The 24,100-nt window shown below is 64.9% G+C and carries 22 protein-coding genes; 5 read left to right on the top strand and 17 right to left on the bottom strand.

Annotation, left to right across the window (positions count from 1 at the left end):
* Positions 1 to 42: 42 nt before the first annotated feature.
* Complete coding sequence (locus tag AACQ43_RS05145; protein ID WP_168966296.1) at positions 43 to 1,131, bottom strand: ketoacyl-ACP synthase III; 1,089 nt, start codon at positions 1,129 to 1,131, stop codon at positions 43 to 45.
* A 203-nt stretch (positions 1,132 to 1,334) separates the two neighbouring features.
* On the opposite strand from AACQ43_RS05145, the gene AACQ43_RS05140 reads away from it, so the two are divergent.
* From AACQ43_RS05140 to AACQ43_RS05130, 3 genes are all read left to right on the top strand, one after another.
* On the top strand, positions 1,335 to 2,276 hold the full coding sequence (locus AACQ43_RS05140; RefSeq protein ID WP_168966294.1) for a LysR family transcriptional regulator: 942 nt from the start codon (positions 1,335 to 1,337) through the stop codon (positions 2,274 to 2,276).
* Between the two features lie 128 nt (positions 2,277 to 2,404).
* The gene (locus tag AACQ43_RS05135) at positions 2,405 to 3,013 is read left to right on the top strand and encodes a LysE family translocator (protein ID WP_168966292.1); all 609 of its coding nucleotides are present in this window, start codon (positions 2,405 to 2,407) and stop codon (positions 3,011 to 3,013) included.
* A gap of 102 nt (positions 3,014 to 3,115) precedes the next feature.
* Entirely contained in the window at positions 3,116 to 4,975 is a 1,860-nt protein-coding gene (locus tag AACQ43_RS05130) for a peptidase U32 family protein (protein WP_168966290.1), read from the top strand.
* A 121-nt stretch (positions 4,976 to 5,096) separates the two neighbouring features.
* On the opposite strand, the gene AACQ43_RS05125 is transcribed toward AACQ43_RS05130, so the two are convergent.
* Together AACQ43_RS05125 and AACQ43_RS05120 are read right to left on the bottom strand one after the other, a co-directional pair.
* The gene (locus AACQ43_RS05125; RefSeq protein WP_016349745.1) at positions 5,097 to 5,573 is read right to left on the bottom strand and encodes a methylated-DNA--[protein]-cysteine S-methyltransferase; all 477 of its coding nucleotides are present in this window, start codon (positions 5,571 to 5,573) and stop codon (positions 5,097 to 5,099) included.
* Positions 5,570 to 7,126, bottom strand: a complete 1,557-nt coding sequence (locus tag AACQ43_RS05120) for an AlkA N-terminal domain-containing protein (protein WP_168966288.1) — start codon at positions 7,124 to 7,126, stop codon at positions 5,570 to 5,572. Before AACQ43_RS05120 ends, AACQ43_RS05125 begins: the two co-directional genes overlap by 4 nt.
* A gap of 209 nt (positions 7,127 to 7,335) precedes the next feature.
* Here AACQ43_RS05120 and AACQ43_RS05115 point away from each other — a divergent pair, with 209 nt between their 5' ends.
* On the top strand, positions 7,336 to 7,737 hold the full coding sequence (locus tag AACQ43_RS05115; RefSeq protein WP_168966286.1) for a VOC family protein: 402 nt from the start codon (positions 7,336 to 7,338) through the stop codon (positions 7,735 to 7,737).
* Between the two features lie 69 nt (positions 7,738 to 7,806).
* Here the strand turns inward: AACQ43_RS05115 and AACQ43_RS05110 are convergent, their stop codons facing one another.
* The 4 genes from AACQ43_RS05110 to AACQ43_RS05095 all read right to left on the bottom strand — a co-directional run bounded on the left by AACQ43_RS05110 (position 7,807) and on the right by AACQ43_RS05095 (position 11,338).
* Complete coding sequence (locus AACQ43_RS05110; protein WP_168966284.1) at positions 7,807 to 9,285, bottom strand: carboxypeptidase M32; 1,479 nt, start codon at positions 9,283 to 9,285, stop codon at positions 7,807 to 7,809.
* 106 nt (positions 9,286 to 9,391) lie between these two features.
* On the bottom strand, positions 9,392 to 9,973 hold the full coding sequence (gene smrA / locus AACQ43_RS05105; RefSeq protein WP_029301641.1) for a DNA endonuclease SmrA: 582 nt from the start codon (positions 9,971 to 9,973) through the stop codon (positions 9,392 to 9,394).
* Between the two features lie 153 nt (positions 9,974 to 10,126).
* A complete protein-coding gene (locus AACQ43_RS05100; protein WP_011704978.1) occupies positions 10,127 to 10,312 on the bottom strand; it encodes a DUF3149 domain-containing protein in 186 nt (61 codons plus the stop codon).
* 132 nt (positions 10,313 to 10,444) lie between these two features.
* A complete protein-coding gene (locus AACQ43_RS05095; protein ID WP_168966282.1) occupies positions 10,445 to 11,338 on the bottom strand; it encodes a TraB/GumN family protein in 894 nt (297 codons plus the stop codon).
* Between the two features lie 87 nt (positions 11,339 to 11,425).
* On the opposite strand from AACQ43_RS05095, the gene AACQ43_RS05090 reads away from it, so the two are divergent.
* A complete protein-coding gene (locus tag AACQ43_RS05090) occupies positions 11,426 to 11,758 on the top strand; it encodes a DUF1904 family protein (RefSeq protein ID WP_135320445.1) in 333 nt (110 codons plus the stop codon).
* A gap of 156 nt (positions 11,759 to 11,914) precedes the next feature.
* Here the strand turns inward: AACQ43_RS05090 and AACQ43_RS05085 are convergent, their stop codons facing one another.
* The 10 genes from AACQ43_RS05085 to ltnD form a co-directional block, all read right to left on the bottom strand.
* Positions 11,915 to 12,742: an SDR family oxidoreductase gene (locus tag AACQ43_RS05085; protein ID WP_168966280.1), complete on the bottom strand. Its 828-nt coding sequence runs from the start codon at positions 12,740 to 12,742 to the stop codon at positions 11,915 to 11,917.
* Between the two features lie 119 nt (positions 12,743 to 12,861).
* Positions 12,862 to 14,307, bottom strand: a complete 1,446-nt coding sequence (locus tag AACQ43_RS05080) for an OprD family outer membrane porin (RefSeq protein ID WP_011704981.1) — start codon at positions 14,305 to 14,307, stop codon at positions 12,862 to 12,864.
* A 508-nt stretch (positions 14,308 to 14,815) separates the two neighbouring features.
* A complete protein-coding gene (locus AACQ43_RS05075) occupies positions 14,816 to 16,753 on the bottom strand; it encodes a methyl-accepting chemotaxis protein (protein WP_168966278.1) in 1,938 nt (645 codons plus the stop codon).
* A 119-nt stretch (positions 16,754 to 16,872) separates the two neighbouring features.
* A complete protein-coding gene (locus AACQ43_RS05070) occupies positions 16,873 to 17,769 on the bottom strand; it encodes a DMT family transporter (protein WP_168966276.1) in 897 nt (298 codons plus the stop codon).
* A gap of 88 nt (positions 17,770 to 17,857) precedes the next feature.
* Entirely contained in the window at positions 17,858 to 19,363 is a 1,506-nt protein-coding gene (locus AACQ43_RS05065; protein ID WP_168966274.1) for a GntP family permease, read from the bottom strand.
* Complete coding sequence (gene denD, locus AACQ43_RS05060) at positions 19,360 to 20,304, bottom strand: D-erythronate dehydrogenase (protein WP_168966272.1); 945 nt, start codon at positions 20,302 to 20,304, stop codon at positions 19,360 to 19,362. Before denD ends, AACQ43_RS05065 begins: the two co-directional genes overlap by 4 nt.
* A gap of 35 nt (positions 20,305 to 20,339) precedes the next feature.
* Positions 20,340 to 21,113, bottom strand: a complete 774-nt coding sequence (otnI, locus tag AACQ43_RS05055; RefSeq protein WP_168966270.1) for a 2-oxo-tetronate isomerase — start codon at positions 21,111 to 21,113, stop codon at positions 20,340 to 20,342.
* The gene (gene otnC, locus AACQ43_RS05050; protein ID WP_076362297.1) at positions 21,110 to 21,742 is read right to left on the bottom strand and encodes a 3-oxo-tetronate 4-phosphate decarboxylase; all 633 of its coding nucleotides are present in this window, start codon (positions 21,740 to 21,742) and stop codon (positions 21,110 to 21,112) included. The genes otnI and otnC overlap by 4 nt, the downstream gene beginning before the upstream one ends.
* Positions 21,735 to 22,985 carry a 3-oxo-tetronate kinase gene (gene otnK, locus AACQ43_RS05045; RefSeq protein WP_168966268.1) on the bottom strand — a complete coding sequence of 417 codons (1,251 nt, stop codon included), beginning with the start codon at positions 22,983 to 22,985 and terminating at the stop codon, positions 21,735 to 21,737. Before otnK ends, otnC begins: the two co-directional genes overlap by 8 nt.
* Positions 22,982 to 23,890, bottom strand: a complete 909-nt coding sequence (gene ltnD / locus AACQ43_RS05040) for an L-threonate dehydrogenase (RefSeq protein WP_076362299.1) — start codon at positions 23,888 to 23,890, stop codon at positions 22,982 to 22,984. Before ltnD ends, otnK begins: the two co-directional genes overlap by 4 nt.
* Positions 23,891 to 24,100: the final 210 nt, after the last annotated feature.

Below are 24,100 nucleotides of genomic sequence, written 5' to 3'. Positions count from 1 at the left end.
AAGAGCCTGCATTGGCAGGCTCCTGGTGCTGTATGTGTAGGTTTACGCTTCGTCGGCGTGGGCCTTCTGGCACCCTTCCACGGCATGGGCGATAAGCTCGAGCGCGCTCTTGTCGCACGGCGGCAGTTCGGCCTCGCACGCCTTGATGGGTGTCACGCGATCGCCCCACTTGATGATGGCGGCGCCCCAGGTCAGGCCGGCACCGAAGGCAGCGGTCAGCAGATAGCTGTTCGGCTGGACGCGGCCCTGCTCCAGTGCCTCGCACAGGGCGATGGGCACGGTGGCGGCGGAGGTGTTGCCGTAGTGCTCGATGTTGACCATCACCTTCTCCATCGTCGCGTTCATACGCTTGGCGAGGGTTTCGATGATGCGGATATTGGCCTGGTGCGGCACGATCAGGTCGATCTGCTCCGGAGCGATACCGGCCTGCGCCAGTACCGTGTTGGTGGCTTCGCCCATGCCGCGTACGGCCCGCTTGAAGATCTCCTGGCCTTCGAAGTTGAAGGTGAAGAGGCCGTCGATGTCGGCAAAACGCACCCGGTCGGTGCCGAAGTTCGGCACGTGCAGGATCTCGCGGGCCTCGCTGTCACAGCCCAGCTTGTTGGCGATGAGACCGCTCTCCTGCTCGCTCGCCTCGATTACCACGGCGCCGGCACCGTCGCCAAACAGCACGGCGGTATCGCGACGGGCCCAGTCCAGCAGATAGGTGAGTCGCTCGGCGCCGATCACCAGCACCTTCTTCATCATGCCGGTCTGTACCAGCGAGGTGGCAACCGAGAGGGAATAGACGAAACCGGTGCAGGCGGCGTTGAGGTCGAACACGGCAGCATTGACGGCGCCCAGCTTCTTTTGCACCGCGGAGGCGGCGCTCGGCAGCAGGTTGTCCGGCGTGGCGGTGGCCAGGATGATGCCGTCGAGGTCGCTGGCTTCCAGCCCGGCGCAGGCCAGTGCACGACGCCCGGCCAGGGTGGCGAGATCAGAGGTGCTGACGTGGGAGATGCGGCGAGCCTTGATGCCGGTGCGCGGGTAGATCCACTCATCCGACGTATCCATGATGGTGCTGAGGTCGTCGTTGGTCAGTACGGAGGGAGGCAGGCATTTGCCCCAGCCGGTGATATTGGCGTATTTCATCTTGTTACCGCTTCTCAAGTGGATCGCCCGCGGGCGGAAAATCGCGCAATTATGCCGCACGGGGCAACCACTGTCATCTTGTGGTCATGGTTATCTGGCAGCAGGGTCACGCCAGGTTGCGGGGGCCGACTGGAAATTTCGCTTAAGCCACAGGGCTTGGCTGCCCTAAGATAGGGCTTTCGCCACTGGATGGAACTCCCCCCTTGCACAGAGCCAATCTCAATCTGCTGCCCACCCTCAAGGTGCTGCTGGAGACTCGCAACATCAGCCGGGCGGCGGAGCTGCTGCACCTGAGCCAACCCTCCATCAGCAAGCAGCTGGGCCAGCTGCGCAGCGAGTTTGGCGACGAGTTGCTGGTGCGGGAGGGGCAGCGCTGGCTGCTGACGCCACGGGCCGAGGCGCTGGCTGCCCAGCTGGCGGATTCCCTCGGTGCGCTGGAGCGGCTCTACGAGGCCCCCGGTTTTGACCCGAGCCGCTGCGAGCGGGTGTTCCGGCTCGCCTCCTCCGATTACGTGGCCCAGCACATCCTGCCGGATATCTGCGCGGCGCTGGCCAGGGAGGCGCCGCTGGCGGCGCTGGAGTACAGCCTGTGGGACAAGCGCCTGCTACCGCAGCTGTGGCAATCCGAGCTGGACATGGTTTCCACCATCACCGAACTGGTGCCGGATCAGATCCGCGGCCTGCATCAGGGGGAAGATCGGTTGGTGGTGTTGATGGGTAGCCACCATCCGTTGGCGGGGCGCTCGCTCAGTCTCGATGATTACCTCGCCTGGCCTCATCTGCAGGTGAGCGGCGGGGGTGACAAGGACAGCCCGGTGGAACAGGTACTGGCACCGCAGGGGCTGTCCCGGCGCTGGTTTGCCCGAGTGCCCTTCTTTCAGGCTGCGGTGGAGGTGTTGTTGCGCACCGACTGCCTGCTGACCACCCCGGCCCACATTGCCTGGCAGCTCTCTTGCGAGCACGCCTTGCACTTTTGTGATCTGCCGTTTGTCAGCCGTACCCAGCAGTATCATCTGCTGTGGCACCAGCGCCACCATCAGGATCCGGCCCACAAGTGGTTTCGCGAACTGGCCTATCCCTTCCTGCGCGAACACCTGCAGCGCACAGTGGCGGCGAGCCGCAAGGTGTTGAACCCGCCCCGCTAGCAACAGACGCTTGTGTTGGCCTATAGCCGTTGGCTATGGGTTCTATTCCCAACTTTCACTTCTGGCATAACCAGGGGCCCTTTACCCTGAGCGCAGATATTCATATTCCGCTTGAGACAAGGAACACCATGGAACTGACGAGTTGGCTGGCACTGGCCGCAATCTGCGTGATGGGCGCCATCAGCCCGGGGCCGAGCCTGGCGCTGATCATCCGCAATACGGTGCAAGGAGGGCAGGGGCACGGCGTGGCCACCGCGCTTGGCCACGGCTTCGGAGTCGGCATCTATGCGCTGATCACGGCTTTGGGTCTGGCCATCCTGATCACCCAGACCCCGCTGCTGTTTGACGTTATTCGTTACGGCGGCGCGGCGTTTCTCGCCTGGCTCGGGGTCAAGGCGCTGCTGGCCAAACCCGCCAAGGGGGAGGCGAGTGAAGAGGTGCACCAGCTGCGCGGGCGGCAAGGCGCCTTCGAAGGTTTTATGGTGGCCTTTCTCAACCCCCAGCTCGCGGTCTTCTTCATCGCCCTGTTCAGCCAGTTTGTGCATGCCCACACCGGCTGGCGCGAGGGCGGCATCATGATGCTGACCGCCGGTGGGATCGACGCGGTCTGGTACGTGCTGGTAGCGCTGGTACTCTCTCGTGGCCCCGTGTTGGCCTGGCTCAAGGCCAAGTCCTTCGTCATCGACAAGGTAAGCGGTCTGGTGCTGCTGGGGCTGGCCCTGAAGGTGGTGCTCTGATCCAATCCTGTATTTTGCGGTGATCTTAAGCGGGATCAAGGCGGGGAGGGTGGCAATGCCCTAGAGTGGCGCCCATTTGCTGTCCGCCCTGATCCCGAGACCATGCACCAGAACAAGCACCCGTTAAGCCACAACAACCGGTTGGAGCTGCTGGCTCCGGCCAAGAACCTCGCCTACGGCATCGAAGCCATCAACCACGGTGCCGATGCTGTCTACATGGGTGGCCCCGCCTTTGGTGCCCGCAGCGCGGCGGGCAACTCCCTCGAGGATATCGAAGCGCTGGCGCGCCATGCCCATCGCTTCGGCGCCCAGGTCTTCGTCGCCTTCAACACCCTGCTGCACGATCACGAACTGGAGCAGGCCCGGCGGCTGACTCACCAGATCTACGAAACCGGGGCCGATGCGCTGATCGTGCAGGACATGGGACTGCTGGCGCTCGATTTGCCCCCCATTGCGCTCCATGCCAGTACTCAGACCGACAACCGCACCCCGGAGAAGGTGAAATTTCTGCAGGATGTGGGCTTCTCTCAGGTGGTGCTGGCGCGCGAACTGTCCCTTGCGCAGATCCGCGAGATAAGCGCCGCGACCAACGTGCAGCTGGAGTTCTTTATCCACGGCGCGCTCTGCGTCTCCTACAGCGGTCAGTGCAACATCAGCCATGCCCGTACCGGCCGCAGCGCCAACCGCGGCGAATGTGCCCAGCTCTGTCGTTTGCCCTGCTCGTTGCAAAAGCCGGATGGCGAGGTGCTGGTGGCCGACAGCCACCTGCTCTCCCTCAAGGACATGGATCAGACCGACAACCTGGAGGCGCTGATCGAGGCGGGGATCCGCTCCTTCAAGATTGAAGGGCGCCTTAAGGGGCTCGATTACGTCAAGAACGTCACCGCCTGGTATCGGCAGAAACTCGATGCCATTCTGGATAGCCGCAGCGATCTGGTAGCCTCCTCGGCCGGCCGTTGCAGCTACAGCTTCACGCCTGATCCCAAAAAGAGCTTCAACCGTGGCAGCACCGATTACTTCCTCCATGGTCGCCAGCAGGGGATCGACTCCACCAAGAGCCCGAAATACGTGGGCGAGCCGCTGGGCCGGGTCACCAGGGTCACCAAGGATGGCATCGAGATCGATGGCAAGCCCGTGAGCCTCAACAACGGCGATGGCCTTGGCTTCTTCAAGCCGAACAACGAGCTGGTAGGGATGCGCCTCAACAAAGTCGAAGGTAAGCAGTTACTCCTGTCAGAGCGCATGCCGGGCTTGAGGGTAGGCACCGAAATCTACCGCAACCACGATCAGGCGTTCAGCAAGGTGCTGGAGAAGGCCAGCGCCGATCGCCGCATCCGGGTCGATATGGTGCTGGCGGAGTGTGATGAGGGCTTGCGCCTCACGCTTACCGACGAGCAGGGCATCAGCGCCGCCGTCGCGCTCCCCTGCGACAAGCAGCCTGCTGACAACCCGGAGCGGGCGCTGCAACAGGCGCGTGACCAGCTTGGCAAACTCGGCAATACCCTGTTTGTGGCACGCAAGGTTGAGTTGGCGTTTACTCACCCGCTATTCATTGCCGCATCCATGCTCAACGGCTTGCGCCGGGATGCCATCGCCGCGCTGGAGGCTGCCCGTCTGGCCAGCTACCAGCGCCCCGAGCGACGCATCGCGCTGCGGGATATCCACTATCCCCAGCACCGTCTCTCCTACCTTGGCAACGTGTTGAACAGCGCGGCCGAACAGTTCTTCCGCGAGCACGGGGTGGAGCGGATCGCGCCCGCTTATGAGGCGAACAAGGAGGAGCGGGAAGTGGTGCTGATGATCACCAAACACTGCATCCGCTATAGCCAGAACCTCTGCCCGAACGAGGTGCCCGGTCTCAAGGCCGAGCCGCTGGAGCTCAAGATGGGCAAGGACACCTTCCGCCTGCGGTTTGATTGCCACCGCTGTGAAATGCATGTGATGGGGAGTTTGAAGCGTTGATGAAGCTCACCTCTCCCGATACCTGCTGCAGGCGGCGGGCTTCGGCGTTGGGCGGCGCTATTTTCAGGCGCTCGGGTTCCACGGTTGGCTGGCTGAGCGCCTGTGAGTGGGCGCCGTGTCGTCAACAGGGGATCCCTTCCAGCGTGAGCAGCGCCTGCTTGATGGGCAAGCCCCCCGCATAGCCGGTCAGGCTGCCGTTCTGGCCGATCACCCGGTGGCAGGGGATGATGATCGAGAGCGGGTTGCGGCCGTTGGCGGCGCCCACCGCCCGCACCGCATTGGGCTTGCCGATGGCGCGGGCGATGTCGCTGTAGCTGCGGGTCTCGCCGTAGGGGATGTCGCACAGTGCCTGCCAGACCGCTTGCTGAAACGCCGTGCCTCTCGGTGCGAGCGGCAGGGTGAAGCGTTGCAGGCGGCCGGCAAAGTAGGCTTCAAATTGCGCGAGAAAAGGGGCCAGCGCCACCTTGTCTTGTCGCCAGCCACTCATGTCGGGCAGCGCGCGCAGTCCCGCCACGAAGTCCACGTGCAGCAGGCCGCGCTCGTCGATGGCGACCAGCAGATCGCCACAGCGGCTGGGCAAGATATCGTAGCGGATCATGGGGTTGTCTCCTCTGCTGGGTTGTCGCTTGCTGCGCGGCCTGGTACCGGCTCGGTCAGCAGTGCCGGCTCCTCGCTCATGGCATGCCACAGCCAGCTCGCCGCGTAGCCGCGCCAGGGCCGCCACCTTTCGCTGTGGGCCAATACCGCTTTTACCGGCAACTTGGTGCCGCCCCCCAGCGCCTTCAGTAGCACCAGATCGGAGGCGGGGAAGGCATCCGGATCCAGTCCGCAGCGCAGCCGCCAGTAGGCGACCGTCCAGGGGCCGATACCAGGCAGCGCCAGCAGCTGTTCATCGCTGGCGCTGATCAGGCTCAACTCGCCGCTGGCCAGCGCCTGTGCCAGCCCCTGCAGCGTTCTGATCCGGCTGCCGGGCATGCCGATGCCGTCCAGGTTGAGCTCGCACAGCTGGGCAGGGGTGGGCAACTGCGCTACCCCGAATTGCGCCTCGGTGCGTGCCACCAGCCGCCCGAGTATGGTGATGGCCCCCTTGACCGACACCTGCTGGCCGACGATGGCGCGCAGCATCACCTCGTACTCATCCCAGCCGGCGGGCAGCCTAACTCCCGGCCAGCGCGCCTGCAGACGCGCCAGCAGCGGATCCTGCCCGAGTCGCGCACCGATGCGCTGCATGTCGGCATCGAGATCCCACATCCGGCGCACCCGATACAGCAGATCCGGCAGCGCGGCGGGCGGCAGATCATGGACGCTGAGCTGCAGGCTGTGCCCCTTGCCCTGGCTGATGCGCACCCGCGCGACCTGATCGCCGACCCGGTGCCAGCGTTCATAGACCTCGCCATCCACCCGCTCCAACCCCGGAATGGCGCGCAGCCGGTAGAACGCCAGCATGGCCGCCACGTCGTAAGGGGGGCGGTAGGGCAGTTGCAGCGTGAGCATCGCCCCCTCCTCGGGCGCCTGCGTCAGGGCGGCGTCGTCGTCGGCTGGCTCGCTCTGACGGCGCAGGGCCCGCGGCGCCAAGCCGTATGCCTGCTGCCAGGCATCGTTGAAGCGGCGAATGCTGGCAAAGCCCGCCGCAAACGCGATGTCGGTAATGGGCAGCCGGGTTTCGGTCAACAGCCGCTTGGCGAGCAGCAGCCGGCGCGTCTGCTCCACCTGTTTCGGGGAGGCGCCGAGGTGCTGCTCGAACTGGCGGCGCAGCGTGCGCTCACTGATGCCGGCCTGTTCCGCCAGGGTGGTGAGCGAGCCTTCCGCCAGCTCGCCGCGATCGATCCGGGCCAGCAGGCGCGCCAACGTCGGCGGCAGATCGCCGGGGGCGGCGGGCGCGAGCTCAGGCCGGCAGCGCAGGCAGGGGCGCAGGCCGTGTTGCTCCGCTGCGGCAGCGCTTTGGAAATAGCGCACGTTGTGCTCGTGCGGTGGTCGCGCCGGACAGACAGGCCGGCAGTAGATGCCGGTAGAGAGCACGCCGGTAAAGAAGCGGCCGTCGAAGCGCGCATCGCGGGCCAGACGGGCGGCATGGCACTGCTCGGCGCTGAGCGGGAGGTCTGGCTCATGCTCTGTGGCCGGCGGCATCGTCATGGCGTGATCTGTTGGCATCGCTGGCTCCTTGCGCCGAAAACGGGGTGGGCGCGGCGGCCCGGATGAGTGAGAGACTAAGCAGGAACGAAGGCGATGACTAGCCAGAAACGGACAGCAATTGAAATAAAACCGAGGCCGCGCCAGCGACCGCAGGGCATGAAAAACAGATCGGTTTGGCGTGGCAAGTGTGCGAATCTGGGATAACAACATCCAAGGAGGAGAGAGCCATGCCAGGACCCGCACGTGCCGGCGCCCTGATCTATGCCAGGGATCCCGGCCTGCTGAGCCACTTTTATCGCACCCTGCTGCAGATGGAGATCCGCAGCCAGAGTGACGAGCTGATCGTGCAGGAAAATGCCGACATCCAGCTGTTGCTGCACGCAATCCCCGCCCTCTATGCCGAGCAGGTGGTCATCACCACGCCGCCGCAGCTGCGCGAGCAGGGCGCCATCAAGCTGTTCTTTACCGTGCCGAGCCTCGCCTGGGCGGAGGCGAAGGCGGCCGATCTCGGTGGCGGCTTGCTGCCGCAGCAGTGGTCCGGCCCCGGTTTCGTGGTGCGCAATGCGTTCGACCCCGAGGGCAACATCCTGCAGCTGCGCGAGTTTGTCGGCGTGCCGGACGGGCGTTGACGCGCCGTGTTGCCATGAAAAACGGGGCCGCGAGGCCCCGTTTGTTATCTGCTGGCGGGCGCTCTGGCCCTACTTCAGATAGCGCTGCTCCAGATAGCGGCGCAGCCAGTGCGGGTTCAGCGCCTCGCCGGTGGCACGGCTGACCAGTTCGTCCGTGCCGTAGCGGCTGCCCTGGGACCAGATGTGACGACCCAGCCAGGCGAAGATCTCCGGCAGGCGGCCCGCCGCGATCAGCTCGCCCATGTTGCCGAGCTCCCGCTCGAGCGCGAAGCGCAGCTGCGCGGCATACATGGCGCCGAGGGTGTAGCTCGGGAAGTAGCCGAACGAGCCGTCGGTCCAGTGAATGTCCTGCATGCAGCCATTCTGGTAGTTGCCCTGGGTGGAGAGTCCCAGCCACTGCTGCATCTTGGCGTCCCACAGCGCGGGAATGTCTGCCACCTCGATGCGTCCCTCGATAAGGTCGCGCTCCAGCTCGTAGCGCAGGATGACGTGGGCCGGGTAGGTCACCTCGTCCGCATCGACCCGGATAAAGCCGGGCTCGACCCGGTTGTAGAGCTTGACCAGGTTCGCCGGCGCCAACGCCTCTTGCTCGCCGAAGTGGGCGCGAATGTGCGGTGCCAGCAGCGTGAGGAAGGCGGGATCATGGCCGAGCTGCATCTCGCAGAACAGGCTCTGGCTCTCGTGAATGCCCATGGATCGCGCCTCGGCCACCGGCTGGCCCAGCAACTGGCGCGGCAAGCCCTGTTCGTAACGGGCGTGACCGGTTTCGTGGACTATGCCCATCAGGCTGGAGACGAACTCCTGCTCGTTGTAGCGGGTGGTGATGCGCACGTCGGTCGGCACCCCGCCGCAGAACGGGTGGCTGCTCACATCGAGCCGGCCGTGGGCAAAATCGAAGCCGAGCAGCCCCATCACCTGCTGGCCGAGCGCCTGCTGGGCGGCGATGGGGAAGGGGCCTTGCGGGATCAGCACGGATTCGCGCTTTTGCTGCTCGCTCACGGTCTGGATCAGGTTTGGCAGCCAGCCGGTCAGATCGCCGAAGATCTCGTCGAGCCGGGCGCTGGTCATGCCCGGCTCATAGAGCGCCAGCATGGCATCGTAGGGGCGCACCCCCAGCGCATCGGCACGCAGGCGAGCCACCTCGCGCGAGAGTGTCACCACCTCGGTGAGGTTGGGTGCAAAGCCCGCCCAGTCGTTCTCCTTGCGCTGGCGGCGCCAGGCGTGCTCGCACTTGCTGCCGGCGAGCGACAGCGCCTCCACGAGATCCCCGGGCAACAGGCTGGCATCCTGCCAGTGGCGCTTGATCTCGCGCAGGTTGGCGCGCTGGAGCTCATCCAGCGGCTCGCTCTCGGCCTTGGCAATCCAGTCGCCCAGCTCGGGGGCGGTGCGCTTGTGGTGGATCAGCAGCCCCAGTTCGGCCATGGCCTCGGCGCGGGCTTCGTTGCCCCCCTCCGGCATCATGGCGGCCTGATCCCAGCCGCAGATGGCCGAGAGGTGGGAGAGCCGGTGCAGTTGTTGCTGATGTTGTTCAAGTTTCTGATATGACATGGGATTGTCCTTGTTATCGTCCCTGATGGTATGCACCCCGTACCTGGCATGATCGGGGCCGCCCGATGCTAGCACTGCCATCCACCCTGGTGCCACCCTCAGGCAGTCAGCCAAGCCGTTTCTGGTGGCGTTCGCGGTTCTCTGCCTTCTTGCGCTCGCTCTTGCGCAGCAGCACGTAGAGGGCACCGCCGCCGCCGTGGCGACGCTCGGCGCTGTGCATGGCCATCACCGCCGGCAGTTGCGGCAGCCAGGCGCTGACATAGCTTTTGAGCAGGGCGCGCGGTGTGCTGCGTTCCCCCTTGCCGTGCAGGATCAGCAGGCAGCGGATGTCGCGCAGTTCGCAATCCGCAATGAACTGCACCAGGCTCTGGCGCGCTTCGTTCAGGGTCTTCTGGTGCAGATCCAGGCTCGCCTGCAGCTCGTATTTGCCGAGTCGCAGCTTCTTGTAGACCCCCTCCTGCACCCCGTCGCGCTTGAAGCCGACGATGGCGTGGGGATCGAGCATCTCGACCGCTTCCATGCTGAGGTGATCCAGGGCGAGTTGCTCGGCGGTGGCGGCCTGGCGCCGCGCCAGCTGGGCGTCGGTCGGGCTGCTGCCCGCCGTCTGGAGGCGGATATGGTCGTTGCGAATGGGGCGCACATCGGCCACTTCATTGCGAAACAGTGAGAGTTCGTCGTTATGAGACACGGCAGGCTCCCCGCAGGTGGAATGAGCGGCCATTATAGCGGGCGGGGGCGGATCTGAAAGTGGCGGGCGCGCTGGTGGCGCCGGGTTGCTCAGCCCGTGAGCAAAGGGGAGGCAAGGGTGGGATCAGGCGATCGGGGATCGCCTGACGCAGGCTTATTGGCCCTCTTTCGGCGGCTTGGCGTTCATCACCTTGTAGATGAAATAGGCCGCGTAGGAACTGATCAGCAGGAAGGTACCGATAATCACCAACATGGACATCAGTCCCACGCTGTTGCCGAACATCAGGTTCATCCAAAATTCCATCTCATGCACTCCAGTCATCCCATTGATGACAGGCATGATAGATACCTCTTTGGGAGCAAAGAGATGATCTCGATCAAGTCCTTCTGTGGTTATTAAATCGGCAGCCTGATCTGTGAGCGCCCTCCCATATAAAGACCCTGACGGGGCCGATGTGGCCCCGCCTGCGCCTTATTGGCGGGGCTGCTTGCGCGGACCCGGCTCGGTGAGCGGGGTGATGCGCCAGCCCTGTTGTTCCAGCAACGCGAGTAAGCCCTGGTCGCCGTAAAGATGCAGCGCTCCTACCACGATGAAGCTCTCGTTCGGCAGGGTGGACCATTTCTTCAGCCAGTTGTGGTTGCGCTCCGCCAGCAGGGTCTGCTCCAGCCAGGCCTGCAGCTTGGGTGGCGCCATTTCCGATTTGAGCAGGTTGATGAGGGTCGCCTCGTCCCCCTCTTCCCACGCCTTCATCACCTCGCGAAAGCCGCGCTCTAGTTCGGGCAGCTCGTCCAGGGTGCTCTCCAGCATCAGGGTCTGGTTGTCACCGACGCTGGCGAGGTAGCCGAGCTGCTCGAGCAGGGTCTCGAAGCCGATGATGGGCTTGCCGCTGTCGCCGGCCTGCTTGGCGAAGTGCTGATCCACCCCGAGCGCGCTGCTGAAGTTGGTGCGCTCCAGCGCCGCCTGGGTGAGGGTGATGGCGGCGAACCAGGGGCGCAGCGGGGCCAGCATGTTCTCGGTCAGGCCGTTCTGGCCGGCGGCGATGATGGTGCGCCGGTAGAGATCGAGCGGCACGTGCTCCTTGAGGGTCTTGCCGTCCACCAGCCGGGTGATGGCCCCCATCTCCTGCCACTGCTGCTGGCTGATGTGGGTCAGGTCGACCTCTAGCACCAGGGCGCGGCTCTGCAGCCAGGCTCGCTCGATGGGGTCGGGCAGCGGATAGAGCGAGGGCTTGCCCGCGTGGATGGAGCCCAGCAGCCAGTGCTGCTGATCGCCCTTGCTGACCTTATAGAAGGCGGGGTCGGCAAAGGCGCTCAGCGGCAGCAGCAGGCAGAGCAGGAAGGGGAGCAGCAGGCGATGGAGTCTCATGGGGCACCTTATATCAGCGGATGGCTTCTCTTCGTCACAATAACCCCTATGATAAGTCCTCATTTGTCACAGCCAAGAGGTTTTCCCATGCCCCATCTTCGTTTTCGGGCCGTCTCCGTCGACACCCTCAAGCAGATAAGCACCCCCCTGCTGGCGGATCTCTGTGCCCTCACCGGGGGCAAACCGGAGTTCGTCACCCTGGAGAGCGTCGACAGCCATTGGGTACGCGAGGGGGAGGTCGAGGCCGGTTTTCCGTTCGTCGAGCTGGTCTGGTTCGAACGCCCGCAGGAGCTGCAGGACGCGGCCGCGGCGCTGATCACCCGCCACCTGAAAGCGGTGCTGGGGGAGCAGACCTATGTGGTGGTGCAGGTGCTGCCCATTGTCAAGAGCTGCTATTACAGCAACGGCCAACACTACTGAGCGGGACTGCCAGGGATGGCGGCTTGGCTGATTCAAGCCACTCTGGCGCTGCACTCTGGTGGCGGTTGGTGTGGATGAGACGAGAGGCGACGATGCGCGTCGTCGCCCCTGGCTGAAGGCTGCTTGCAGGCGTGCCGGGTGGCGAGGCGGTCGCCGTCAGGCCGACTTGGCCAGGATCCGGTCGAGCAGGCGACTGGGCAACAGGCGGCGCAGCACCCCGAACAGCCGGGTCGGGAAGGTGACCGGGTAGCGGTGTTTGGGGCGCGGGCTGCCGAGTGCGTGCAGCAGCGGCGCAATGCAGGCCTCGCTTGGCAGGGTAAAGCCACGGGCTCCCCCTTCACGCTCCAGCCGGCTCAGGGTCTGCTGGTAGGCGGCCTGATGGCGGCTGGCGGCGAGCTCTATGTGGCGCAGGAAGGCGGCGCGCGCATTGGCCCGAAAGCGGGTGTCGATGGGACCCGGCTCGATCAGGCTGATCTGCACGCCGCTGCCGGCCAGCTCCAGGCGCAGGGTATCGGTATACCCTTCCAGTGCGAACTTGCTGGCGTTGTAGGCGCCGCGATACTTCATGGCCACCAGCCCCAGCACCGAGCTGTTCTGCACGATGCGCCCCTCGCCGGCCGCCAGCATGGCCGGCAGCAGCTGGCGAATCAGGTGGTGCCAGCCAAACAGGTTGGTATCGAACTGTTCGCGCAGCGCCTGGGTGGGCAAATCCTCCAGCGCGCCGGGCTGGCCGTAGGCGCCGTTGTTGAACAGGCCATACAGGCGGCCGCCGGCCAGTGCCTGCGCCTCGGCCGCGCCCCGCTCTATGCTGGCCTCGTTGGCCAGATCCAGCTCGACTGCCAGCAAACCCAGCTGGCGCAGCTGCGCCACGTCCTCGGCCTTGCGGGCGGAGGCGATGACGGTGTAGCCGTGCTGGCCGAGCGCCTTGGCGGCGGCCAGGCCGATGCCGCTGGAGCAGCCGGTGATCAGAACGAAGCGGGACATGGGCGGATCCTTGTGGTGACGGAGCAGGCAGAAGCACCTGCGGTTTTGCATGTTAACCCGCTGATCAGAAAAAAGAAAACCGGGCCAATTGGCCCGGTTTGCTAAGTTTAGCCACCTGCTTACAGGATGGTGAACGGCATGATGATGTGGAACTTGACGTCTTTCTCGGAGGCGAAGATGTTGGGGTATTCGGTCCAACCGCCGCTCTGGCTGATGTCGTTGTTGTAATCGGTGTAGTGCAGCTTGAACAGGGTGCCCTTCAGCTTGCCATCCTGCACTGTGTACATGACGTCGAAGTTGGCTGCCCATTCGGTATCTTCACCGTTGGTGGCCTTGGTGCCGTCGCCTTTCTGGATATCCCAGCCGTAGGCACCGGAGACACCGACGGACCAGCCTGGTGCACCCACCAGGTCATCCAGGGAGCGAGTCACGCCGAAGTAGAGCGCTTTCTCGTTGTTGGCGTTCCAGTCGGAGCGGGAGTCCCACCAGATTTCGTTCGCGCCCTGGGAGTTGCCGTAGCCACGGGTCAGACGGGGCAGGTAGTTGCCTTCGTTACCCTCGGCCTTGGTCCACAGACCTTCCAGACGGAAGCCGTACGGGCCCATGCCCCAGGCGGCGGTCAGCGCTTGCTGCCATGCCAGGCCGTCGTAAGTCTCGATGTCGGCACCACCCTTCTGATAGGTCTTGGTGTCGGAACCGTAGAACTGGTAGCTGGTGGAGAGACCGTTCAGCACGTCGAATTTATGGGCCAGCTTGAAGTGGTAGCTGTCCATGTAGTTTTCGGAGTTACCGTAGGAACCGGTGATGGCGGTGCCGTTCTCGAAGGTGTAACGGGCGGCGACACCCTGGATGTAGTCGATGACGTTTTCATCGGCGAACGGATCCATCCATGCCTTGGCACGGGAGAACTTCTGGGTCTCTTTGTACCAAGGAGATTTGTACTCGTCGGCGATGGCGTAGGTCAGGTAGAGGCCACCGAAGTTACCCTCGATCTGGCCACCACGATAGGTACCCGGCTGATAGGACCAGTTCACGCCGATCACGCCCGGTACGTAGAGCTGGGTCAGACCACCCTTGGCGGTGAGGGCACCGTCCAGCGCCTTGAATTTCAGCGAGGCGTTGGCCAGGCTGAAGCCGCCTTCCGGGGAACCGTCCTTGTAGTTTTCGCCCCATTTGTTGCCGGCGAAGGAGAATTCGTTCTCCTGGTTGACCGGGTGGTTCTCGGTCACGGCCAGGTCATAGGCACCGAAACCGCCCACATCGATACCCACCACGTCCCAGGCGTAGCCGGAGTTGAAGTTCAGGGAAGCCTGGGTGGTGGCGTGGCTCAGGTTGGACTGGTACTTGCCTTCTTTGTTCTTGGCGGTGGGGTCGCCGTCGATACGCTGACGGTCACGCTGGAAGTAGAAGAGACCACCGTTGAGTTTGCCTTCTTCATAGAACTTGCTGGCGGCGGCTGCATAGGTGGGGCCGGCTTCGTCGGCAGCCAACACCATACCGGGGGCGAGCATGGCAGCGACGATGGCTGCGCTCAATGCGGCACGTTTGAAGATCACTTTTTCCATTTTGTATTGCTCCTGATTTTATGGACTTAGCTTTTTTTGTCCGGCAGTCAGGCAAGCGCCCGCCGCTCGGTATTGGCATTGCAATCAAGACCCCGAAGGGCAAAAAGTTCGAGTATGTCGGCTGCGGCCGCGACGTCTTGGCACATCTGCGGTGGTGCAGTTCTGTTCATCACATAGTTTGTTTTTTTGTGTTCCGATCCTTGGCTATCGGACAATCCAAGAGTACGTTCGCGGTGCGAAATATCAATGGAAAGTTCCCACCAAGTTTCAAAAATATGACCGAGTGCAAATAATCATGACGCTTGCTGTGGACACTCCCAGCCCGCTGATATCGGTGATGACAACGTTTTCAGATGAAATTTCCGGCCGATCCGGACGGATCGCACGCCGCAGAGGGATCTTTCTTCGTTAACCCGCGGATAACAGATAATTTTGTGCCACAAAAAAAGATAAACCCCTGCGCGATGGCAGGGGCCGGGTAGGGAGGCGCCGGCTAAACCGGCACGGCTCAGGCCTGGTGTCCGAGGATGCGCGGGATCTGGCTGGCCTGGTGGTGGATGTGTTCCGACACCTGCACCGAGAGGCGGCTGCCCTGGCGGGCGTGCTGGCTGATGCGGCCGATGAGATCGGCAAAACTGGCCAGCTTGTGCTCCTGGCTCTTGGCGTTGTCGGCCCCCTGCAGGGCGATGACCGCCGTGCTGCGCGCCATCTCCCGCACCGCCTGGGTGGTCTGGCGCAGCTGCTCCGCCTGCTGGCGCTGGGCGGAGGCTTCTGCGGTGATGCGCGCCAGTACGGTGCCGAGCTGCTCCCCCGCCTGGGTGAGTCTGGTCAGGATCTCGGTGATCTGGCCGAGGGAGCGCTGGGTATCGGCAGAGAGGTGGCGCACCTCGTCGGCCACCACCGCAAAGCCGCGCCCCTGCTCACCGGCCCGTGCCGCCTCGATGGCCGCGTTGAGCGCCAGCAGGTTGGTCTGCTGGGAGATGTGGCCGATCACGTCGACGATGGCGGTCACATCTTCCACCGAGCGCTTGAGCTGGGCCAGGGCGCCGCCACTCTCGTCGATGGCGAGCCCGGTCTGGGCGGTGGCCTGCAACATGCCGCCCACCAGCTGCTCGCTCTGGCTCATGGAGTGCTCGTTGTGCTGGGCGTGCTGCGCTATCTCGGCGGCCACCTGATGCACCTCGCCGGCCAGCTGGTTCAGCTCGCTCATCATCAGATCGCTTTCGTCTACCGCCTGCTCCGTGGTGCGGGTGCTGTGATGGATCTCCTGCACCTGGTTGACCATCCCCTGCAGGCTTTGCGATACCGCCGACAGCTGACCCTCTTTCTGCTGCTGATCCTGCTGCAGCCGCAGGATGAGGCGGTTGTAGCTGGCGACGATGTCGGCCAGCTCGTTGCGCTCGCGCCCCTCTGGCAGGGTCTCGGCCTGCCCGGTCTCGTCGAGCTGCAGAAAGGCCGCGCGCAGGCGCAGCAATGGCCTTACCAGCCAGCGGCGCTGCACCAGTGCAAACAGCAGGGCGACCAGCACCAGACAGAGCGCCAGACTGCCGAGGATGGCGGCCAGCCGCTGATTGACCGCCTGGCGGGCGGCGGCCAGTTCGCTGCCCATCTGGCCTGTGGCCTGCAGCATCTGGCCTATGTCTTGCTGCACCGCGAGACGGCCCGCCTGCTGCTGTTGCAGCGCCTTGCGGCTGTTCTCCAGCTCCTGCGGGTAGCGCTTGAGCAGCGAGAGCAGTTCGGCCTTGGGCAGATCCCCGAGCTCCTTGCGCTCCGGCTCCCCCAGGGTGAACTCATCGGCGGGAGGCGCCTCGAAAAGATCCAAACTCGGCAGGGCCGCCAGCTGCTCGGCCTGTTTTTGCAGGGCCGCCAGCTCAAACTGCAACCCTTCCAGCAGCTTGGGGCTGGCCTGCTCCATGTAGTTCTGGCGCAGGTGAGCGAGCCCCGGCAGGGCTGCCAGCAGGTCGCCGGCCAGCTGGCGATAGCGCTCGGCGCTGGCCGGGTCGCTCCCCGTTGCTCCTTGCTGGCCATAACGCAGCAGCGCCCTGGCCTGATCGGTCAGCTCGTTCTCGGCATTTTGCAGCAGCCACTGGCTGTTGCCGGAGAGCTTGCCGGCCGCCAGATAGTCGCTGTCGATGCGCGCACCCATCTGTTCGAGCAGGCTGCGCAACTGGGCCGTGAGCGCCACATCCTGCTGGGCGAGCTGGGCAAGCGCCTGCTTGCGCACCGCTTCGGCCTCGGTCAGCCGCAGGGGATCGCCGCTGGCGAGGTAGTCGCGCAGGGTGCCCTGCAGGGTGCCGGTGAGCCGCTGCTGCAGCCGTTCGTGCTGGTATTGGGCCTGCTCGGCCTGGTTGAGCTGTTGCCAGCCGTGCCAGAGGGCACCGACCTGCACGGCGGCGACCAGCAGCAGAGCGAGAGAAGATAGGGAGGCGTAATGGGCAATTTTCACGGCAGCATTCCTGCTTGTTGAACCACGGCGATGGGCGTCGGCGTGAGCTTAAGCAGCAGAGATGGCGCTTTTATGACAGTCAGCCCGGCGGCCTGGGCTGACTGTCGAGGGGGACTGGATTATTGCAGTGGGGCGGGAGCTTCCTGCTGCTGGCGGGCAGGGGGCTTGCCCAGCATGCCGAGCAGGGCGCCACCCATGATGAGGGCGCCGGCCACCAGGTGACGGGGGGTCAGCTGCTCACCATTGAGCAGCACCAGCAGCAGCGTGCTCAGCAGCGGCGTCAGATAGGCCAGCGCGCCGATCCGGCGCGGATCCCCGTCTCGCAGCGCCAGATACCAGGTGACGAAAGCCGCCCCCATGGGGCCGAGTGCCAGCCCGATGATGAGGCCCCAGTCACCGGTCGGGATGCGGGCCACCGGCAGCGGTCCCTCCAGCAGCCAGGCCAGCAGCAGTGCCAGCAACCCGGCGGGCAGACAGGCCGCCGCCGTCATCACCGCCGGGGCCGGCGGCAGCCGGCGCGACAGCACCGAGTAGGCGCCCCAGACGATGGCGGCCCCCAGCGCCAGCAGATAGCCCGGCAGATAGGCCTGTTGCAGCTGCAGCTCGCCGTTCACCATCACCAGCACTGAGCCGGCCAGGCCCAGGGCGCCGGCCAGCAGGTGACGACCGTGCAGCGGGTGACCCGGCAGCAGCAATGGGGTGAACAATATGATGCACAGTGGCCACAGGTAGTTGATGAGGTTCGCCTCCAGCACGGGGGCATGGCGAAAACTCATGAACAGCAGCAGGTGATAGAGCAGCAGGGCGCAGATGGTCACCAGCCAGTTGACCGGACGAGCTCGCCACTGACGCCAGAATGGCAGGGCACCCGCCCCGCAGAAGAACAGCACCAGCCCCACCAGTACCAGCGGCGACACGCTGGTAACCCGGGAGGTGAGCGCCGCCAGCGAGGCCCACAGCACTATGGTCAGCAGCGCCAGCCCGGTGGACTTGTCCCACCACGAAGCAGCAGACATCCAACACTCCTTTGCAGATGAATGAACAAAAAGAGGGCCAGTCTAGCAGACTGGCCCTCGTCACACAGCGTTGCCGTGACGGCGCGGGTTATGACTCCCGGCTCGGAACGGCCTCTGCCGCCGGGGCCAGGGACTGCCCCTTGACGTACCAGACGATGAGCGCCAGCACCAGCAGCGGCAGCACGGGGTCGAACCAGGTACCGCCGGAGCCAAACATCAGGTTCAGCAGGGCGACGCCGGTGCCGCCGATGGCCCAGGCGATGGTGGTCGGGATGGACCAGACGATCATCTGCTGCTTCACGTCCGAGATCCCCATCATCCGGTTGACCACCCAGAACAGGCTGTCGTTGAAGTAGCCGAAGAAGAGCGACCCCATGGTGGCGGCCTGGGCGGCCAGCAACATGTTGACCCCGGGGATCTGCGCCAGGATGGGGGCCGAGATGGACGCCGCAGTCACCATGGCCACGGTGCCGGATCCTTGGATGAGGCGCACCAGGGTCGCCACGATGAAGGGGATCAGGATGGGGGAGATGGGCAGCAGGGCGATCTGCTCGGCCAGCTGCTGGCCTGCGCCACTGTCGCGCAGCACCGCCCCCAGCGCGCCGCCGGCACCGGTCACCAGCAATATGATGCCGGCCGACTGCAGCCCCTCTTCCAGGCGAGCGGCGGTGGCGTGCCTGTCCATGTGCGGCACCAGGGTGTAGACCGCCAGCAGCACGCTGATGGCGAGCGCGATGATGGGGGCGCCGATGAAGTTGATGCCCTGCACCAGCGGGTTCTCCATCAGGCCGTCCATCCCCTCCAGGGTGGCGAGGGTGGTGAAGATGGCCTTGAGGAAGATGAGCACGATGGGCACCAGGATCGGCAGCAGCGACAGGGTCAGGCTCGGCAGAGTCTTGCCCTCCTTGTCCTTGAGGTACTGCTCATAGGTGACCTGCAGCTCATCCGGGGTCTGGGCAGCCTGGGCGCCGAACTCGGGGTATTTCTTGTCGAGCCATTGGGCATAGAAGACGATGCCGAGCACGCAGGGGATGGCCAGGGCCATGCCGGTCAGCAGCATGGCGCCGATGTCCACCCCAAACAGGCCGGCCACACCGAGCGGGCCCGGGGTCGGCGGCACGGTATGGTGGGTCACCACCAGGCCGCCCGCCAGCGCCACCCCCAGGGTGAGCAGGGAGCGCTTGCCACTTTTCGCCAGCGCCTTGGCCACCGGATAGAGGATGACGAAGGCGGAATCCACGAAGATGGGGATGCTGACGATGTAGCCCGTGATGGCCAGCGCCCACTCCTCGCGGCGTTTGCCGAGCCACTTGATGAAGCTGTAGGCGATCTGCTCGGCGGCACCAGACACCTCCAGCAGGCGACCCATCATGACCCCGAGGCCGATGACGATGCCGATGCTGCCGAGGGTGGAGCCAAAGCCCTGGGTGATGACGGTGAGGGTCTTGTCGATGCTCATGCCGCCGGTGATCCCGGCGATACAGGCCGCCGCCAGCATGGCGATCAGGGCGTGCACCCGGGTGCGGATGACCAGAAACACCAGCACGAAGACCGCGATGATGAGACCGATGATGGGGGTTGGGATGTCGCTCATGATGCCTCCTGCATGTCATGGGTGATGAAGCTGTCGATGATGTCGGCAAACGTCCTGTCTGCCATGAAACCGAGGGCGCTGGCGCGCTGGTTGTCGATGCGCCCCGGCCAGCTGGCCACGATGCGTTCGATGGCCGGATCGGCGGCAAACTGCACCCGATCCCGCGCCGCCTGTCCGCCCGCCTGGGTCAGCGCCGTCAGCATCTCGCCGACGGTGACGCTGATACCGGGCAGGTTGATGCTGCGGTTATCCCCCTGTGGCAGGGTGGCGGCCAGCAGGAAGTTGGCAACCACGGTGGCGGGGCTGGAGAGCCAGAGGCGCAGATCCGGGCTCACCGGGCAGATGGCGCTCTCCCCTTGCAGCGGCTCGCGGATGATGCTGCTGACAAAGGAGGAGGCGGCGCGGTTCGGCTTGCCCGGCCGCACGCAGATGGTGGGCAGGCGCAGCGCCAGGCCGTCGACGAAGCCCTTGCGGCTGTAGTCGTTGACCAATAGCTCCCCCATCGCCTTCTGGGCGCCGTAGGAGGAGGTGGGGGTGAGGGCTGTGCCGTCATTCACCAGCTCCGGCAGCGGGCCGCCATAGACCGCCAGTGAACTGGTGAACACGAAGCGGATGCCCGGGCGGGCGTGACGGCACGCCTCCAGCAGGCTGCGGGTGGTGTCCAGATTGACCTGCCAGCCCAGATCGAAATCTTGCTCCGCGTGGCTGCTGACGATGGCGGCAAGGTGATAGACGACGGCGGTGCGTTCGCTGATGAGGGACTCGGCCACTCCGGGGGCGGTCAGATCCGCCTGCAGGCAGCGCACCCGTGGGTCGGCCAGGGCTGGTGGCGCCTGAATGTCCACCAGCAGCAGCTCGCTGAAAGGTAAGGAACTGTGCAACAGGGCACGGGCCAGCTTCTGTCCTAAAAAGCCGCCGCCGCCGGTGATGATGATCTGCATCTTGCTATCCTCAGACTCGTTCGTGTGTAGGGTCGTTATTGTTGTGCCAGCCAGGTCAGGCCTTGCAGGGTGTTGCCTTTGGGGTTGTATTCACAGCCGATCCAGTCGTGGTAGCCCGCCTGCGCCAGCACCTTGAACAGGTGCGGGTAGGCGATCTCCCCCTCGTCCGGCTCGTGGCGATCCGGCACCGAGGCGATCTGGACGTGGCCGATGGCCGGGCCCAGCTTGCCGATGAGACGGGTGAGATCCCCGTCCATGATCTGGGCGTGATAGAGGTCGAGCTGCACCCCCACGTTGGGTCTGTCTATCTCCTGCACCAAGGCCAGGGCGTCGAGTTGGTGAGCCAGGAAGTAGCCGGGCACGTCCCGATCGTTGAGGGGCTCCAGCAGCACCCTGATACCGTCTGCGGCCAGAAAGTCGGCAGCGAAGCGGATGTTGTCGATCAGGGTCTGGCGGTGGGCCGGGAGGCTATGAGCGGGGTCGACTATGCCGCTCATGGCGTGCACCTTGGTGCAACCGAGCGCCAGGGCGTAGTCGCGCACGCTTGGCAGGTGAGCGCGAAATTCTGCCTCCCGCCCCGGGATGGCAGCCATGCCGCGCTCCCCCGCCGCCCAGTTGCCCGGCGGCATGTTGAACAGCGCCTGGGAGAGACCGTGCAACTGCAGCTGGCGCCCCAGCTCGGCGGCCGGCCACTCGTAGGGGAACAGAAACTCCACCGCGGCGAAGCCGGCCTCGCGGGCCGCCGCGAAGCGCTCCAGGAACGGCACCTCGGTAAACAGCATGGTGAGATTGGCGGCAAACTTGCTCATGGTTTCATCCTCCTCAATTCATCAACTTCGGATTCGTTCAGGTAGCGGATCCGCTGTCCGTGCAGCAGCAGGGCGAGGCGAGCCGTCTCCTCCAGCTCTTCCATGTTGTTGACCGCATCCACCAGATCCTTGCCCGTCACCACGGGGCCGTGGTTGGCCAGCAGGAAGGCGTTGCCTTCGGGAGCGCGGCGCCCCAGCTCCTCGGCGATGCGGGCATCCCCGGGCTTGTAGTAGGGGATGAGCGGCAGCTGGCCGACCCGCATCACGTAGTAGGGGGTGAAGGGACGGATGACGTTGGCCGGATCCAGTCCCTCCAGGCAGGAGAGGGCGGTCAGGTGAGTGCAGTGCAGGTGCACCACGGCTTGGCAGTCCGGATTGTTGTGGTAGATGGCGAGGTGGAAGGCTACCTCCTTGGAGGGGCGATCTCCCCCCAGATGCTCGCCACTCATGCTCACCCGGGCGAGACGCATCGGATCGAGCCGGCCGAGGCAGGAGCCGGTCGGGGTCGCGAGCAGGGTGCCGTCCGGCAGTCTGGCGGAGAGATTGCCGGCGCCGCCGGTGGCATAGCCTCGCTGGAAAAGGGATGCGCCCAGCATCACCATGGTGTCGCGTAGTGCCTGTTCAGTCATGGAAAAACTCCTGTGCCCGGCTGAAGAAGGTCTCGTCACCAAAGTTGCCGGATTTGAGGGCCAGCGAGAGTGGGGCATCGGTAGCCCGAACCCAGGGTACGCCGGGGGCGATCTGCGGGCCTATGTGGAAGGCGGCAATACCCAGCGACTGGGTGATGCGGCTCGAGGTCTCGCCGCCGGCGATGATGAAACTGTCTATGCCGGCGGCACGCAGCAGTACGGCGAGGCGAGCAAAGCACTGCTCCACCGCCTCGCTCGCAAGGTCGCGGCCATGGCGGGCCTGGATCTCGGCCAGCCGGTCCGGGCTGGTGGTGGCGTGGATCATGGGGGCGGGGGTTGCCGGCTGATCCAGAACCCAGCGTGCCAGTTCGGCCGGGTAGTCGGCTTGCGTCAGGCAAGCTGCCACGTCGAGGGCCAGTGCTGGCGCCACCTTCTGATAGCGGGCCACCTGGCGATTGGTCATCTCGGAACAGGAGCCCGACAGCACCACGGCGCGAGTGCCCAGCGGTCTTCCCGCGGCGCGGGCGGCGGCCGGATTGCCGTTACCGAGCAACCGGGCCAGGCCGATGGCGAGCCCGGAGCCGCCGGTCACCAGCGGCATCTCGATGGCGGCGGTGGCGATGTCCAGCAGGTGCTGCTCGGTGAGGGTATCGACCACGGCGTAGCGCACGTCATCACGCACCAGTTGCTCGAAGGCGTCGGCAATGGCTGCGGGGCCCTGCGCTATGGTGGTGAAGGGCACCAGTCCGGCGCGCCCTGAGCCCTGCCCTTCCATCAATCGCAGTAGGTTGCTGTCGGTCATGGGAGTGATGGGATGGTGGCGCATGCCGGACTCGGCCAGCGGCTGGGCGCCGACGAACAGGTTGCCCTGATAGACGGTGCGACCGTTCACCGGCAGGGCCGGGCAGATCAGGGTGAACCGGCTCTCCAGCGCCGCCAGCAGGGCATCGGTGACCGGGCCGATATTGCCGGCCGCCGTGCTGTCGAAGGTGGAGCAGTACTTCTGGTAGATACGCGGGCAGCCGCGTGCCTTGAGCCAGTCGAGAGCGGCCAGCGAGTCGCGAACTGCTTCGCCCGCTGGGCAGGAGCGGCTCTTGAGGCTGATCACCACGGCATCGATGCCGCTGAGATCCACCGCCGGCGGGATGCCGGCAAGCTGGAGGGTGGCGAGGCCGTTTTCCACCAGAAAGCCGGCGATGTCGGTAGCCCCGGTAAAGTCGTCTGCAATCACGCCCAGTTTCATTGTGCCTCCTCCATGCCTGGCAGGGTAATGCCGTCGAAGATCTTGATGACGGCGCTGTCATCTTCCTGGCCGTGGCCGGCGTTGCTGGCGGCGAGGAACATGTTGAGGGCGGTGCTCGCCAGCGGCAGCGGGAAGCGCAGCTCTCGCGCCGTGTCGGCTACCAGGGTGAGATCCTTGACGAAGATGTCGACCGCCGAGCGGGCCTGGTAGTCGCCGGCCAGCACCCGGGCCATGCGGTTTTCGAACATCCAGGAGTTGCCGGCGGCATGGGTCACCACGTCATACATGAGATCCAGGGACACGCCGGCCCGGCTCGCCAGCGCCATGGCTTCGGCGGCCACGGCGATGTGCACGCCGGCCAGCAGCTGGTGAACGATCTTGACCGTGCTGCCCTGGCCCGGTTCGCTGCCGACCCGGTAGACCTTGCCGGCCACCGCATCGAGCACAGGGGCCAGCTTGTCGAAGGCGGCATTGGCGCCGGCGGCCATCACCGTCATCTCGCCGGCCTCGGCCTTGATGGCGCCGCCGGAGACGGGGGCATCCAGCATCGGCAGATCCAGCGCGGCCAGCTCGGCGGCCAGGGCGCTCGCCTCCTCTGTCGCTATGGTGGAAGAGACCATGACGGCAGTGCCCGGTTTGAGGTGCGTGGCGAGGCCGTGCTCGCCAAACAGGATCTTGCGTACCTGGGTGGCGTTGACCACCAGCAGCAGCACGGCATCCAGGGTCTCAGCCAGAGGTCTGGCATCGGCCATGACGGCGGCGGCACCGGCCTGCTGCAGCTGGCTGCGGGCCTGCTCGCTGAGGTCGATGCCATAGGTGGTGAGTCCGGCCCGCAGGCAGGAGCGGGCGGCGCCCATGCCCATGGCGCCCAGGCCGATGACGGCAACGTGATAGGGTCTGCTCATCTGTCAGTTCCTCGATTACAACGAATGAACCGATAGTAGGGGCTTGTGGTGGTGAAATATCAGGCAGGTGTCACAAAATTTAACTTTCAGTGTGTTAATTTTTGTTAATTAAAGAGGTGTAGAGCCGATTGAGTGACTTTAATAGAGGTGCTTATGTGATTTGTTGTGAATTGTGAGCCTTGATTTGCTTTTTTATCAAAACTTCCCATC

It is taken from the genome of Aeromonas sp. DNRA1, assembly GCF_963888745.1.
In the GTDB taxonomy this organism is placed as follows: Bacteria; Pseudomonadota; Gammaproteobacteria; order Enterobacterales; family Aeromonadaceae; genus Aeromonas; species Aeromonas hydrophila.
This window is presented reverse-complemented; position numbering and strand designations above follow the sequence as displayed.